The sequence below is a fragment of the Pseudomonas sp. Root569 genome (assembly GCF_001427465.1).
Taxonomy (GTDB): domain Bacteria; phylum Pseudomonadota; class Gammaproteobacteria; order Pseudomonadales; family Pseudomonadaceae; genus Aquipseudomonas; species Aquipseudomonas synxantha.
Map to the genome: position 1 here is coordinate 421,822 of NZ_LMGQ01000023.1, position 14,541 is coordinate 436,362.

General features: G+C 61.4%; 10 protein-coding genes and 1 pseudogene. 5 read left to right on the forward strand and 6 right to left on the reverse strand.

Annotation, left to right across the window (positions count from 1 at the left end; all coding sequences use genetic code 11):
• Positions 1 to 42 precede the first annotated feature (42 nt).
• Entirely contained in the window at positions 43 to 1,539 is a 1,497-nt protein-coding gene (locus ASD70_RS17515) for a YifB family Mg chelatase-like AAA ATPase (RefSeq protein ID WP_056847025.1), read from the forward strand.
• Between the two features lie 6 nt (positions 1,540 to 1,545).
• Here the strand turns inward: ASD70_RS17515 and ASD70_RS17520 are convergent, their stop codons facing one another.
• The gene (locus tag ASD70_RS17520) at positions 1,546 to 2,121 is read right to left on the reverse strand and encodes a TetR/AcrR family transcriptional regulator (protein WP_046070068.1); all 576 of its coding nucleotides are present in this window, start codon (positions 2,119 to 2,121) and stop codon (positions 1,546 to 1,548) included.
• Positions 2,122 to 2,235: 114 nt separating this feature from the next.
• Between ASD70_RS17520 and ASD70_RS17525 the strand changes: the two genes are divergently transcribed.
• Positions 2,236 to 3,150, forward strand: a complete 915-nt coding sequence (locus tag ASD70_RS17525; protein ID WP_056847026.1) for an ABC transporter six-transmembrane domain-containing protein — start codon at positions 2,236 to 2,238, stop codon at positions 3,148 to 3,150.
• Positions 3,151 to 3,153: 3 nt separating this feature from the next.
• Here ASD70_RS17525 and ASD70_RS29990 read toward each other — a convergent pair whose 3' ends face one another.
• From ASD70_RS29990 to ASD70_RS17535, 3 genes and pseudogenes are all read right to left on the reverse strand, one after another.
• Positions 3,154 to 4,014 (reverse strand): methyl-accepting chemotaxis protein, encoded by an 861-nt coding sequence (locus ASD70_RS29990; RefSeq protein WP_442439602.1) that lies wholly within the window; start codon positions 4,012 to 4,014, stop codon positions 3,154 to 3,156.
• Positions 4,015 to 4,056: 42 nt separating this feature from the next.
• A pseudogene (locus ASD70_RS29995) lies at positions 4,057 to 5,130 on the reverse strand (Cache 3/Cache 2 fusion domain-containing protein); the annotation flags it as partial.
• 177 nt (positions 5,131 to 5,307) lie between these two features.
• Complete coding sequence (locus ASD70_RS17535) at positions 5,308 to 6,228, reverse strand: LysR substrate-binding domain-containing protein (protein WP_046070071.1); 921 nt, start codon at positions 6,226 to 6,228, stop codon at positions 5,308 to 5,310.
• 152 nt (positions 6,229 to 6,380) lie between these two features.
• On the opposite strand from ASD70_RS17535, the gene ASD70_RS17540 reads away from it, so the two are divergent.
• Complete coding sequence (locus tag ASD70_RS17540) at positions 6,381 to 7,790, forward strand: NorM family multidrug efflux MATE transporter (protein WP_046070072.1); 1,410 nt, start codon at positions 6,381 to 6,383, stop codon at positions 7,788 to 7,790.
• A 52-nt stretch (positions 7,791 to 7,842) separates the two neighbouring features.
• Here ASD70_RS17540 and ASD70_RS17545 read toward each other — a convergent pair whose 3' ends face one another.
• The gene (locus tag ASD70_RS17545; protein ID WP_046070073.1) at positions 7,843 to 9,507 is read right to left on the reverse strand and encodes a putative bifunctional diguanylate cyclase/phosphodiesterase; all 1,665 of its coding nucleotides are present in this window, start codon (positions 9,505 to 9,507) and stop codon (positions 7,843 to 7,845) included.
• A 276-nt stretch (positions 9,508 to 9,783) separates the two neighbouring features.
• On the opposite strand from ASD70_RS17545, the gene rep reads away from it, so the two are divergent.
• Both rep and ASD70_RS17555 read left to right on the forward strand, forming a co-directional pair.
• Positions 9,784 to 11,793, forward strand: a complete 2,010-nt coding sequence (rep, locus tag ASD70_RS17550) for a DNA helicase Rep (RefSeq protein WP_046070074.1) — start codon at positions 9,784 to 9,786, stop codon at positions 11,791 to 11,793.
• A gap of 57 nt (positions 11,794 to 11,850) precedes the next feature.
• The gene (locus tag ASD70_RS17555) at positions 11,851 to 12,423 is read left to right on the forward strand and encodes a xanthine phosphoribosyltransferase (protein WP_043046890.1); all 573 of its coding nucleotides are present in this window, start codon (positions 11,851 to 11,853) and stop codon (positions 12,421 to 12,423) included.
• A 147-nt stretch (positions 12,424 to 12,570) separates the two neighbouring features.
• Here the strand turns inward: ASD70_RS17555 and ASD70_RS17560 are convergent, their stop codons facing one another.
• Positions 12,571 to 14,493, reverse strand: coding sequence for an acetyl-CoA hydrolase/transferase C-terminal domain-containing protein (locus ASD70_RS17560; RefSeq protein WP_056847028.1), 1,923 nt, complete (start codon positions 14,491 to 14,493; stop codon positions 12,571 to 12,573).
• Between the last annotated feature and the right edge of the window lie 48 nt (positions 14,494 to 14,541).

The following is a 14,541-nucleotide window of genomic DNA, read 5'->3' on the forward strand; positions in this document are numbered from 1 at the left end:
GAAGAACCCGCAGGAAGCGGCCCTCCCTTTCAAGGAACGAGCATGTCCCTCGCCATCGTCCACAGTCGCGCCCAGGTCGGCGTCGAAGCCCCTGCCGTCACCGTCGAGGTGCATATGGCCAATGGCCTGCCATCACTGACACTGGTGGGTTTGCCGGAGACGGCGGTGAAAGAGAGCAAAGACCGCGTGCGCAGTGCCATCCTGAATTCGGCGCTGCAATACCCAGCACGTCGCATCACCCTCAACCTCGCGCCCGCCGACCTGCCCAAGGACGGCGGGCGTTTTGATTTGGCGATTGCCCTGGGGATCCTCGCGGCCAGCGTGCAGGTGCCGGCGTTGATGCTCGATGAGGTGGAGTGCCTGGGAGAGCTGGCGCTATCCGGCGAGGTGCGGCCGGTGAAAGGCGTGCTGCCGGCAGCACTGGCAGCGCGCAAGGCTGGGCGCACCGTGATAGTGCCCCGAGCCAATGCCGAGGAAGCCTGCCTGGCGTCTGGATTGAAAGTGATTGCCGTGGATCATTTGCTGCAGGTGGTGGCGCACCTGAATGGACACGTGCCGATTGAACCGTACACATCCGACGGCCTGCTGTATTTGAACAAACCCTACCCGGACCTGAGTGAGGTACAGGGCCAATTGGCGGCCAAGCGTGCGCTGCTGATCGCCGCGGCCGGTGCGCATAACCTGTTGTTCAGTGGCCCCCCGGGCACCGGTAAGACCCTGCTCGCCAGCCGGCTACCGGGTTTGCTGCCGCCGCTAAGCGAGCAGGAAGCCCTGGAAGTGGCAGCGATCCAATCCGTGGTCAGCCTCCAGCCCCTGAGCCATTGGCCTAACCGCCCGTTCCGGCAACCGCACCATTCGGCATCCGGGCCGGCGCTGGTGGGTGGCGGCTCGAAGCCACAACCGGGGGAAATCACCCTGGCCCACCACGGGGTGCTGTTCCTGGATGAACTGCCGGAGTTTGATCGTAAGGTGCTTGAAGTGCTGCGCGAGCCATTGGAGTCTGGGCATATCGTGATCTCTCGAGCCCGTGACCGGGTGAGTTTCCCGGCACGCTTTCAACTGGTCGCGGCGATGAACCCCTGCCCTTGCGGCTACATGGGTGAGCCCAGTGGGCGTTGCCGGTGCACGCCGGAGCAGATCCAGCGCTATCGCAACAAGCTCTCCGGGCCGTTGCTGGACCGCATTGACTTGCACCTGACGGTGGCCCGGGAGACCACTGCGCTGAACCCCTCCCAACAGATCGGCGAAACCACCGCTCAGGCATCCGCCCAGGTAGCGCAAGCCCGCGAGCGTCAGCAACAACGCCAGGGCTGTGCCAATGCGTTTCTCGACCTGCCGCGGCTGCGCGAACACTGCCAGCTGGCAAAAGCCGATGAAACCTGGCTGGAGGCCGCCTGTGAACGCCTGACGCTATCCCTGCGCGCCGCACACCGGCTGCTCAAGGTAGCGCGCACGCTAGCGGATCTTGAGCAAGTAGACGGCATCGCCCGCCATCATTTGGCGGAAGCCTTGCAATACCGACCGGCCGCGATTGGCTGACAGCGGTCAGGAGAACCCCAGCAGCAGCCTCGCCACCTCCAGCACTTCATCTAATGCCGCTTCTGCCGACTCGGTGGAAGGCTTGAGCATCAGGTCATCGGCATAGCCCATCGCCAGGGCAAAAATCTGCCGTGCAGCGCGTTGGGGCGACTCGCAGTGAAACGCGCCGGCGGCAACGCCGCGTTCGATCACCTCGGCAAGCATGCCTTGCCATTGGGCGTTGATCGCCAGGTAAGCCTGGGCCATTTGCGCGTCGTGCATGGCCTCGTCCCAGGCGTCGAGCCATAGCGCCCAACCGGCATCGGCAGTGCTGGGCAGGCAGTCGTGCAAGAACCCCGCGAGCGCCTCCAGCGGTGGCGCATCGGCCAAGGGCTCCCGCACTTCGTGCAATTGCTCATTGGCAAAGCGCACAAAGGCTTCGCGGCGCAGTTCATTCCAGTCGCTGAAGTAGTGATAAACGTGACTGCGCGACAGCCCGGCATGTTCGGCCAGGTCACGGGTGGATACATCGGCAAAACCCTTGCTGCGAAACAGCTCCAGGGCGGCGGCGATGATCTGGTCTTTACGGTCGATACGCGACATTGAGCAATTCCTTCGAGCGTGAACAGATAAGCGGCGCTTGCTTTTTGAGCGATCGCTCAAGGATACTTGAGCAGTCGCTCAATAATAGCGTCTATCACTCCTTTGGTGCACCCCATGACATCCGTCACCCCACACATTCTGATCGAAGAAAGCAAGAAAATCGGTCAACAGTCTGCCAGCCAGACACTAAAGGCTATTGCCAAAGCCTATCCCGGCAAGCTGTCTTGCACCTTGTCGCTGGTGGCGCTTGAGAACGCACTGTTGTTGGCTTACCCGCTGTTTGCCGGGTTCGCGGTGGATTCGATTATCCGCGGCGATGCCACCAGTGCGTTGCTCTATGCCGCCGTGGTCATGGCGTTCTGGGCCGTAGGGGCGGCACGACGGGCACTGGACACGCGCACGTTCACGCGCATTTACGCCGACCTCGCGGTGCCGGTCATTCTCAACCAGCGCCTACAGAACCACAGCACCTCGAAATCGGCGGCACGGGTGGTGCTTGCAAGGGAGTTCGTCGACTTCTTTGAAAAACACGTGCCAATCATTGCCACGGCGTTAGTGTCGATTGTGGGCGCGGCGGTAATGTTGATCGTGATTGAGCCATGGGTAGGCATGGCGTGCCTGGCCGCGCTGCTGCTGTGCATGACCTTGTTGCCACGCTTTGCCCAACGTAATCAGACGCTGCACGAGCGCCTGAATAATCGTCTGGAAAAAGAGATCGGCCTAGTCGAAAAGGTCGGCGCGCCAACCCTGCGACGCCACTACCAGGTGCTGTCACGCCTGCGTATCTGGCTGTCAGACCGCGAGGCCGCGGCGTTCCTGTTTATCGGTGCGATCGCAGCCTTGCTGTTCGTGGTTGCGATCAGCCAGTTGGCCATGACCCCAGCGGTCAAGGCTGGCCACATCTACGCGGTCATGACCTATCTGTGGACCTTCGTCACCAGCCTGGACGAAGCGCCAGGCATGGTGGACCAACTGGCGCGGCTCAAGGACATTGGCAAGCGCGTGGATCCAGGGCTTGGAGAGCCCTGAGCCTCAACGAAACCGGTCGACCTCCTGACGCAAGCTTGCCGCCAAGGTCTCCAGCTCCTTGGCGGTAACCGCCAGGTTCGACACCACTTCGCGCTGCTCGCTGTTGGCCAGTGCAATGCTCTGCAAGTTGCTGCTGAGCAAGGTGGCGGTACTGCTCTGCTCCTGGGTCGCGGTGGTGATCGCAGCGAACTGCTGGCCGGCCGAGCGGCTTTGCTCGTCGATACGCGCCAGGGCCGAGGCCACGGCGGCGTTACGCGACAGGCCCTCCTGCATCAGCACATTGCCGTGTTCCATGGTGCTGATGGCATTGCCGGTTTCCTGCTGGATGCTCTGGATCATCGTGGAAATTTCATCGGTAGCCTGACGGGTGCGCGACGCCAGGTTGCGCACCTCGTCGGCGACCACGGCGAAACCGCGACCCTGCTCACCGGCGCGGGCGGCTTCGATGGCAGCGTTGAGCGCCAGCAGATTGGTCTGTTCGGCGATGGCCGTGATTACACCAACGATCCCGCCGATTTCCTGGGAGCGCTGGCCCAGGGTGTTGATCACCGCAGCGGTGCTGTTCAGGGCAGTGGCGATATGCTCCAGGGACGATGACGCCTCCTGCATCGAATCGCGGCCAATGCGGGTCTGCTGGGCATTCTCTTGCGCCAGGCGCTCGGTATTGCCCATGTTGTCGGCGATGTTCAACGAAGTGGCGCTGAATTCTTCCACCGCGCCGGCCATGCTGGTGATTTCGCCGGACTGCTGTTCCATGCCTTCATAGGCACCACCGGACAAACCTGACAGCGCCTGGGCGCGGCTGTTGACCTGTTCGGCTGCGTTGCGGATATGCGAAACCATGGTCGACAGCGCGTCACCCATCTGGTTGAAGCTGCGCGCCAACTGGCCGATCTCGTCATGGCTGGACACGTTGAGGCGTGCACTCAAGTCGCCCGCGCCCAGAGCTTCTGCCTGGCGTACCAGGTCGCTCAATGGCGCCAGCTTGCTGCGCAACAGCCACACCGTGGCACCCACTGCCAGCAACATCGCCAGCACACTGCCGATTACCAGGCGGATACCGACTTCCCAAGTCACGGCGCGAATCTCAGCCTTGGGCATGCTCGCTACCACTGCCCATGGGCCGCCGTCGAACGGCACCGAGACGCTGTAGAAGTCCTCGTGCTTGTCGCTCCAGAAGCGGCCAGCTCCAGGTTTCTTCGCCAGGTCGAGCATCACCGCAATGGCCTCATCCGGCGCCTGCACGCCAGCTGGCGCCACCAGCCAATGCTTCTGTTCATCCAGCAGCGCGAGGGAGCCCGTCTGGCCGATACGGAAGCGCTTGAGATTTTCAAACTGGGCGTTCTGGGCGTCGGTGTAATCGAAACCGATGAACAACACGGCGATGACCTTGCCGCTGCTGTCACGCACCGGGCTGTATTGGGTCATGTAGGAACGGTCGAACAAAACCGCACGACCGATATAGGTCTGCCCCTCGGCAACGCGCTGGTAAGCTGCGCCCTGACGGTCAAGCACGGTGCCAATGGCGCGGTTGCCATCCTGCTTGGTCAGCGAGGTGCTGACGCGGATAAAGTCGTCGCCGCTGCGCACGAACACCGTGGCCACGCCGCCAGACATCTGCTTGAACTCATCCACCTCTTCGAAATTGTTGTTCAGCACCTCGTCGCCCAGGTAAAGGCTCGGGGTCTGCACACCAGCCACCGCCACCGGTTGGTCAGCACGCACACTCAAGCCGGCGACGAAGCGCTTTTCAAACAGCCCGCTCAAACGCTGGGTACTTTCGCGCAAGGTGCTGTGGAAGGTATTGAGTTGGTCGGCGAGCAAACGCGCCTCGCTGGCCAGGTGTTCCTCACGGGTGTCGAGGTTGGCGGAGTCGAGGGAGCGCAGGGCGAAGACGGTACTGCCGCTGATAACGATAGCCAGAATCACGGCAAGTGCGAGACCTAACTGGGAGGCAATCCGGGCACGAGGTTGAGACATGGGAGCTCCTGGCCGAGGCCAGGATCATCCTGATCTCTTAGCGCTGCTCGGCAAATTATTCTAGTGGGAAACGTTGGTGCACGATGGTTCCAACACCCCTTCTTCGGCGGCATTTGCCAATACTTGAGAGAATTACAGGGGTATCGCGCAAACGATTGCACGACCACTTAAGTCCACTCAATCTAGGCGCTCGACGCGAGGCAATTCCATCGCCTTGACTTCGCTTTGAAGAAACTCCGCCAAGCGCCGCAAACGCTCGCCGCCTGGACGGGTTTTCGGCCACACCAGGTAGTAGTTTTCCCTACTGGCGACCGCCGTGGGCCAGGGCAGGCTCAGCCGACCTTGCGCCACATCCTCAGCCACCATCAGCAGATCGCCCATGGAAACGCCATAGCCTCGCGCCGCAGCGATCATGCCCAGTTCTAAGGTATCGAATACCTGCCCGCCCTTGAGGGATACCTGGGACGACAACCCCATGCGTTCCAGCCAGTTGCGCCAGTCGCGACGGTCGGGGGTGGGGTGCAGCAATTCCGCACTCGCCAGGCGCGCGGCGTCCCAAGGACCATCGTCCAGCAGGTTCGGCGCGCCGACGGGGATCAGCAACTCCGGGAACAAGTAACAGGCGTCCCAGTCCGCCGGAAAATGCCCGTAGCTCAACAACACCGCACAGTCGAAAGGCTCCTGGTTGAAGTCCACTTCGTCCACGTTCATCCATGCACTGGTCAGTTGCACCTCATTGCCTGGCTGCAAGGCGCGGAAGCGACTCAACCGCGCCAGCAGCCAGCGCATGGTCAATGTGGACGGCGCTTTCATGCGCAGGATGTCATCTTCGGCATTCAGGGTATGACAGGCGCGCTCCAGCGCGGCGAACCCTTCGCGCACCCCGGGCAACAACAGGCGTGCGGCTTCGGTGAGCTGCAGGTTGCGGCCGCTGCGCTGGAACAGGCGGCAAGCGAAATGCTCTTCGAGGGTGCGGATATGGCGGCTGATCGCACTCTGGGTAATGGACAACTCCTGCGCCGCACGGGTGAAGGAGTTGTGTCGCGAAGCGGCTTCAAATGCACGCAGGGCATACAGCGGAGGAAGACGACGAGACATTGGGAAAGCTCCGACGGCGCAATATCGGCACCCTACCAGAATCAATCCAGCATGAGTTTTAATCATGCGAACGATCGCATTTATCCTTTTGTGCAGTGGACGCAAAGCGCCGAGAATCAACCCTCTCCCAACACTCTGAATATTCGAGCGTGATGATCATGCAACATCCGGCACGTACCGAGCTCTGGGCCATTCTGCGGCTGTCGGGGCCGTTGATTGCTTCACAGCTGGCGCACATGCTGATGGTGTTGACCGACACCCTGATGATGGCGCGCCTGAGCCCCGAAGCCCTGGCCGGTGGTGGCCTGGGCGCGGCGAGCTATTCGTTCGTGGCGATCTTCTGCATCGGCGTGATTGCCGCCGTGGGCACCCTGGTCGCCATTCGCCATGGCGCGGGCGATATCGACGGCGCCACCCGCCTGACCCAGGCCGGGCTGTGGCTGGCATGGTTGATGGCTCTGGCGGCGGCATTGCTGCTGTGGAACTTGAAACCGGTGCTGCTGATGTTCGGCCAGACCGAAACCAACGTGCACGCGGCCGGGCAATTCCTGACGATCCTGCCCTTCGCCCTACCCGGCTACCTGAGCTTCATGGCACTGCGCGGCTTCACCAGCGCCATCGGCAAAGCCACGCCGGTAATGGTGATCAGCCTGTGCGGTACAGTAGTCAATTACCTGCTCAACCACGCGTTGATCGAAGGCATGTTCGGCCTGCCGAAGCTGGGCCTGATGGGTATTGGCCTGGTGACCGCCATCGTTGCCAATTGCATGGCGCTGGCCCTGATGTGGTACATCCGCAGCAACCGCGCCTACGCGGCCTACCCGCTGAGCACCGGCCTGCTGCGCCTGAATACCCAATACCTGCGCGAGCTGTGGCGCCTGGGCCTGCCGATTGGCGGCACCTATGCGGTGGAGGTCGGGCTGTTCGCCTTTGCGGCGCTGTGCATGGGCACCATGGGCAGTACGCAGTTGGCGTCGCATCAGATCGCCCTGCAGATTGTCTCGGTAGCGTTCATGGTGCCGGCGGGAATGTCCTACGCAGTGACCATGCGTATCGGCCAGCATTACGGCGCCGGCCAGTTGCTGCAGGCACGCATGGCCGGCCGGGTCGGCATCGGCTTTGGCGCCATGGTGATGTTGGGGTTTGCCGTTGTGCTGTGGCTGTTTTCCGACCCACTGATCGGGTTGTTCCTCGATCATGACGACCCGGCGTTCCATGACGTCATCGTCCTGGCCGTCAGCCTGTTGGCCGTCGCCGCCTGGTTTGAGTTGTTCGACGGGGTGCAGACCATCGCCATGGGCTGCATCCGTGGCTTGAAAGACGCCAAGACCACCTTCCTGGTGGGGCTGGGCTGTTACTGGCTGATTGGCGCACCTTCGGCCTGGCTGATGGCGTTCACTTTAGGCTGGGGACCAACCGGCGTGTGGTGGGGCTTGGCGCTGGGGCTGGCGTGTGCGGCGGTGAGCCTGACGTGGGCATTTGAGGCGAAGATGAAGCGGATGATTCGGCAGGAGCTGCAAGCTCATGGTGGGAGGGGGCTTGCCCCCGATGGCGGTGTATGAGCCAACACATTCAGCAACTGACACTCCAGCATGGGGGTCTTCCACAGAATGTTTAGCCCGGCAACGCCTGCTGGCTTTGCCCAAACATCAGGTATTCGACCAATTCCGGCAATGGCAACGGCTTGCTGATCAGGTAACCCTGGGCCTGGTCGCACCCGAACAAGCGCAACAATGCCAACTGCTCCGGCGTCTCTACACCTTCAGCCACCACTTCCAGGTTGAGGTTGTGGGCCAGGTTGATCATCGCGTGCACCAACTTGCGGTTTTCCTCGCGTTCTTCCATGCCACCGACAAAACTCTTGTCGATCTTCAACAAGGCGATCGGCAGGCTGTTGAGGTGCACAAACGACGAAAAGCCGGTGCCGAAGTCATCCAGGGAGAACCGCACACCGAGTCGGCCAAGGGCGTCCATGGTCTGCTTGACCAAGTCGCTGCGGCGCATCACGGCAGTTTCGGTCAGCTCGAACTCCAGCCATTGCGCTTCCACACCGCGCTCGGCAATCAGGCGACTGAGCGTTGACAGTAATTGGCTGTCCTGGAACTGGCGGAACGACAGATTGACCGCCATGTGCAGCGGCGGCAGACCGCGTTCGCGCAGGTCTTGCATGTCGCGCAAGGCCCGGGAAATCACCCAGTAGCCCAATGGCACGATCAGGCCGCTCTGCTCGGCCAGCGGCACGAACTCGCTGGGCGGCAACAAGCCGCGCTCACCGTGGCGCCAACGCACCAAGGCCTCGAGACCGACGATATGGCCGTCGTCCAGATCCAGGCGCGGCTGGTAGTGCAGTTCCAACTCATCGCGGCGCAGGGCCCGGCGCAGTTCACTTTCCAGGTCGGCCAGGCTGCGAGCATTGCGGTTGATGCGTTCGTTGAAGATATGAAAGGTGCAGCCCTGGGTGCTTTTGGCCTGCTGCATGGCGATATGGGCGTGCCACATCAGCGGGTCGGCGCCGGCTCGGGCGCGGGCATGGGCCACGCCCAGGCTACAGCCGATCAACAGGCTTTCACCGTCCACCCAGTACGGCTCGGCCATCACTTCGGTGATGCGCTCGGCCATCCACTCGGCACGCTGCGGCGCCCGGCGGGTATCGATCAGCAAGGCAAACTCATCGCTGCCCAGGCGGGCCAGTTGGTCGCCGGCCTCGAGCTGGCTCTTGAGCCGCGACACCACTTGCAGGATCAGGCGGTCACCAGCCTGATGGCCGAGGGCGTCGTTGGCATGACGGAAGTTGTCCAGGTCCAGGTGGCCGAGGGCCAGGCCGCGGCCTTCGTTTTCCACCAGCCGCGCCGCCAGCAGGGTCTGGAAACCCTGGCGATTGGCGATACCGGTGAGCGGGTCCTGCTCGGCCAGGCGCTGCAAGGTGTTCTCCAGCACGCCGCGCTCGCGCACATGGCGCAAGCAGCGGCGCAGTGTGTCGGCGTCCAACGCATCCAGGATCAACCAGTCGCTGACACCCAGCGGCGCAACCAATGGTTCCTGCTCCAGCAGCAATACACACGGCAAGCTGCAGCGGCCGGGGCCGGGTTGCAGGCTCGGTGTGGTCAATAGCACAGCACCTTGGTCGTCATCGAACAGACGACTCACCGAGTCCCAGTTGGGCGCACTGATCAGCACAGCCCCCTCGCCCATCGGCGCCAGGCACTCGCGCAACAACGCTGCCCACGCAGGCTCTTCGGCCAGCAGCAGCAAACGCAAGGGTTCGACAGGCGTAGACACGCTAACTCCCTAGACTCGGCAAAATTTCGTTGGCGGTGGCATTATGACGTGCGGCCTGGCAATGATAAATGCATGACAAATGCATGGCAGATGATAGGTGTTATCAAACACGCAGACTGTGAAAAATAGTCTGAGTATTCCCCACATCCTGCGGCAAAGTAGCAAAACCGGCAAATTTAGATCGAGTGGTACGTCACACCGTCGTTCTATGGCAGCAGAATCTTTCCAGCCTGTTAAAATGCCCGCCCTTTTGAACAACGACTCCTTAAATTCCGTATGTCCCGACTCAATCCCCGGCAGCAAGAAGCCGTGAACTACGTCGGCGGCCCTCTATTGGTGCTCGCCGGCGCCGGCTCCGGCAAGACCAGCGTGATCACCCGCAAGATCGCGCACCTGATCCAGAACTGCGGCATCCGTGCCCAGTACATCGTCGCCATGACCTTTACCAACAAGGCGGCGCGGGAAATGAAAGAGCGGGTCGGCACCTTGCTCAAAGGCGGTGAAGGCCGTGGCCTCACGGTGTGCACCTTCCACAACCTGGGCCTGAACATCATCCGCAAGGAGCATGTGCGGCTGGGCTACAAGCCGGGCTTCTCGATCTTCGACGAGACCGACGTCAAGGCCCTGATGACCGACATCATGCAGAAGGAATACGCGGGCGACGACGGCGTCGACGAGATCAAGAACATGATCGGCGCCTGGAAAAACGACCTGATCCTGCCCGCCGAGGCCCTGGAAGCCGCACGCAACCCCAAGGAACAGACCGCTGCCATCGTCTACACCCACTACCAGCGCACGCTCAAGGCGTTCAACGCGGTGGACTTCGACGACCTGATCCTGCTGCCGGTCAAGCTGTTCCAGGAACACAAGGACATCCTGGAGAAGTGGCAGAACAAGGTGCGCTACCTGCTGGTGGACGAATACCAGGACACCAACGCCAGCCAGTACCTGCTGGTGAAATTGCTGATCGGCACGCGCAACCAGTTCACCGTAGTGGGCGACGACGACCAGTCGATCTACGCCTGGCGCGGCGCCCGCCCGGAAAACCTGATGCTGCTCAAGGTCGACTATCCGTCCTTGAAAGTGGTGATGCTGGAGCAGAACTACCGCTCCACCAGTCGCATCCTGCGCTGCGCCAACGTGCTGATCTCCAACAACCCCCACGAGTTTGAAAAACAACTGTGGAGCGAGATGGGTCATGGCGATGAGATCCGCGTGATCCGCTGCCGCAACGAGGATGCCGAAGCCGAGCGTGTGGCCGTGGAAATCCTCAGCCTGCACCTGCGTACCGACCGGCCCTACAGCGATTTCGCGATCCTGTACCGCGGCAACTACCAGGCCAAGCTGATCGAGCTGAAACTGCAACACCACCAGGTGCCGTATCGCCTGTCGGGCGGCAACAGCTTTTTCGGGCGCCAGGAAGTGAAAGACCTGATGGCCTACTTCCGGCTGATCGTAAACCCGGACGACGACAACGCCTTCCTGCGCGTGATCAACGTGCCGCGTCGGGAAATCGGCTCCACCACCCTGGAAAAGCTCGGCAACTACGCCACCGAACGCAAGATCTCCATGTATGCCGCCACCGACGAAATCGGCCTGGGCGAGCATCTGGATACGCGCTTCACTGACCGCCTGTCGCGCTTCAAGCGCTTCATGGACAAGGTCCGCGAGCAATGCGCCGGCGAAGACCCGATCAGTGCCCTGCGCAGCATGGTCATGGACATCGACTATGAGAACTGGCTGCGCACCAACAGCTCCAGCGACAAAGCCGCGGATTACCGCATGGGCAACGTCTGGTTCCTGATCGAAGCGCTGAAGAACACCCTGGAAAAAGACGAAGACGGCGAAATGACCGTCGAGGACGCCATCGGCAAGCTGGTGCTGCGCGACATGCTCGAGCGCCAGCAGGAAGAGGAAGACGGCGCCGAAGGTGTGCAGATGATGACCTTGCATGCCTCCAAGGGCCTGGAATTCCCTTACGTGTTCATCATGGGCATGGAAGAGGAAATCCTCCCGCACCGCTCCAGCATCGAAGCCGACACCATCGAGGAAGAACGGCGCCTGGCCTACGTGGGCATTACCCGCGCGCGTCAGACCCTGGCCTTCACCTTCGCTGCCAAGCGCAAGCAATACGGCGAAATCATCGATTGTGCCCCTAGCCGTTTCCTTGACGAGCTGCCACCGGACGACCTCGCCTGGGAAGGCAACGACGACACCCCCACCGAGGTGAAGGCCGTGCGCGGCAACACCGCCTTGGCGGATATACGCGCGATGTTAAAGCGCTAGAATCGACTACTTTTTAATCTACTTTCGGCGCCTGTTGCGCCATCAGAGGAAGTTTCCGTGGAAGCACTGCACAAGAAAATTCGCGAAGAAGGCATCGTGCTTTCCGATCAGGTACTCAAGGTCGATGCCTTTCTGAACCACCAAATCGACCCGGCGCTGATGAAACTGATCGGCGACGAATTCGCCGCGCTGTTCAAGGACTCGGGCATCACCAAGATCGTCACCATCGAGGCCTCGGGCATCGCCCCGGCGATCATGACCGGGCTGAACCTGGGCGTGCCGGTGATCTTCGCTCGCAAGCAGCAGTCGCTGACCCTGACGGAAAACCTGCTGTCGGCTACGGTGTATTCCTTCACCAAGAAAACCGAGAGCACCGTGGCGATCTCCCCGCGCCACTTGACCAGCAGTGACCGCGTGCTGGTGATCGATGACTTCCTGGCCAACGGCAAGGCGTCCCAGGCGCTGATCTCGATCATCAAGCAGGCCGGCGCAACCGTGGCAGGCCTGGGGATCGTGATCGAGAAGTCGTTCCAAGGTGGGCGTGCGGAGCTCGATGCGCAGGGTTATCGGGTTGAATCGCTGGCGCGGGTGAAGTCCTTGAGCGGTGGTGTGGTCACCTTCATCGAGTAATTTGCTCCACAGCAAATACCAAGTGAACACAGTTTAAAATGTGGGAGGGGGCTTGCTCCCGATTGCGGTGTATCAGTCACCAGATGTGTTGGCTGACCCACTGCTATCGGGAGCAAGCCCCCTCCCACATTTACCCTCTATTGCCTGTTAATGCGCGGTGGCCTGGAGGCCGGCGAGTAACAGGCGCTGATACAGATCCTCCTTGAACCCCTCGGGATTATCCAAGCGCATCCGCTTCAAATGCTCGGGAAATGCCTCCGGCTCCGGCGCGTCGAGTGCCGCCTTGCCCAACTCCAGAATCTCCGTCAGCTTGAATTTGCTCTTGAGCCAGTTCAACGCCCGCAACAAATCCCGCTCTTCACCTGTGAAATCACTGCCCAGCGGGTATTCAGGGAAGAGTCGTCGATGCCTGGCTTGAATCGCTTGCAGCCGTTCCGGCGTGTTGTCGCCAAAGCGCGGATCCAGCTGGAAATCCTTGGGCAGCTTGCCGGCCTTTTGCGCCTGGTCGATCAACTCGCCCTGGAACCGTGAGTCGGTGACATTCAACAGCGCTTCGATCACCTTGGCATCCGTCTGACCCCGCAAATCGGCAATGCCGTACTCGGTAATGACGATATCCCGCAGATGCCGGGGAATGGTGCAGTGCCCGTACTCCCAGACGATATTGGAACTGACCTCCCCCGCCGCCTCGCGCCAACTGCGCAGGATCAGGATCGAACGCGCACCTTCCAGCGCATGCCCCTGGGCCACAAAGTTGTATTGCCCGCCCACACCGCTGAGCACGCGGCCGTCTTCCAATTGGTCAGCCACTCCGGCACCGAGCAGTGTCACCATGATCGCGCTGTTGATGAACCGCGCATCCAGGCGTTGCAAACGCTTGAGTTCTTCCTGGCCGTACAGCTCGTTGATATAGCTGATGCCCGTCATGTTGAATTCGAGGCGCTTGGCGTGGGTCATTTCCTGCAGGCGCTGGTAAAAGCTGCGTGGCCCCAGGAAGAAACCGCCATGGATCGACACGCCATCGGGCTGGGCCGCATCATCCAGCAAGCCGGCATTAGCCTGCGCCTGGGTCGCCACATCCGGGTACACCTTGCGCCGGATAATCCCGGCATCCGCCAGCACCAGCAGGCCGTTGACGAACATCTCGCTGCAACCGTAAAGGCCCCGGGCAAAAGGCTCGACACCGCCTTCACGGCTGATCAACGGCGCCCACTGATACACATCCATGTCCGTCAGCAACAACCGGTAGGCTTCGTTATCGGCCTGGCGCGCCAGCAAGGCAGCGGTCAGCGCATCGCCCATGGAACCGATGCCGATCTGCAAGGTGCCGCCGTCACGCACCAGGGTGCTGGCATGCAGGCCGATAAAATGGTCCTGGAAACCCACCGGCATGTTCGGGGTAGAAAACAGCGTGGTGCTGTCTTTTTCATCGAGCAGGTAGTCGAAGGCGTCCATGCCCAGTTCCGCATCCCCAGGCATGTAGGGCAGATCGCTGTGGACTTGGCCGACAACGAGGATGGTTTCCCCGGCTTCGCGGCGCTTGGCGATCATCGGCAGCAGGTCGAGGGTGATATCCGGGTTGCAGCTCAGGCTCAGGCGGTCGGGATGCTCGGCGCTGCTGGCAACCAGTTGCGCCACCAGGTTCAGGCCGGCGGCGTTGATGTCGCGGGCGGCATGGCTGTAGTTGCTGCTGACGTAATCCTGCTGTGCCGACGTGCTGTGGAGCAGGCTGCCGGGCTGCATGAAAAACTGCTGGACCTGGATATTCTTCGGCAGGCTGTCTTTATGCAGGTCGGCGAGAAAATCCAACTCAGGATAGTCACCAAACACCCGCTCGATGAAAGGTTCGAGGAAGCGCTTCTGCAAACCATCGCCCAAGGTTGGCCGACCCAGACTCAAGGCGGTGTAGATCGTCAGTGCCCGCTCCGGCAACTTGGCGATGCGCCGGTATAGCGCATTGGCAAACAGGTTGGGCTTGCCCAGGCCCAGCGGCATACCCATGTGGATATGCGCCGGCAACCGCGCCAGTACGTCGTCAACTGCTTGCTCGATTGAACACAACTGCACCATCCGACTGCTCCCGAACATTACATGAATTGGAGTTGGACCGAGCTTGCC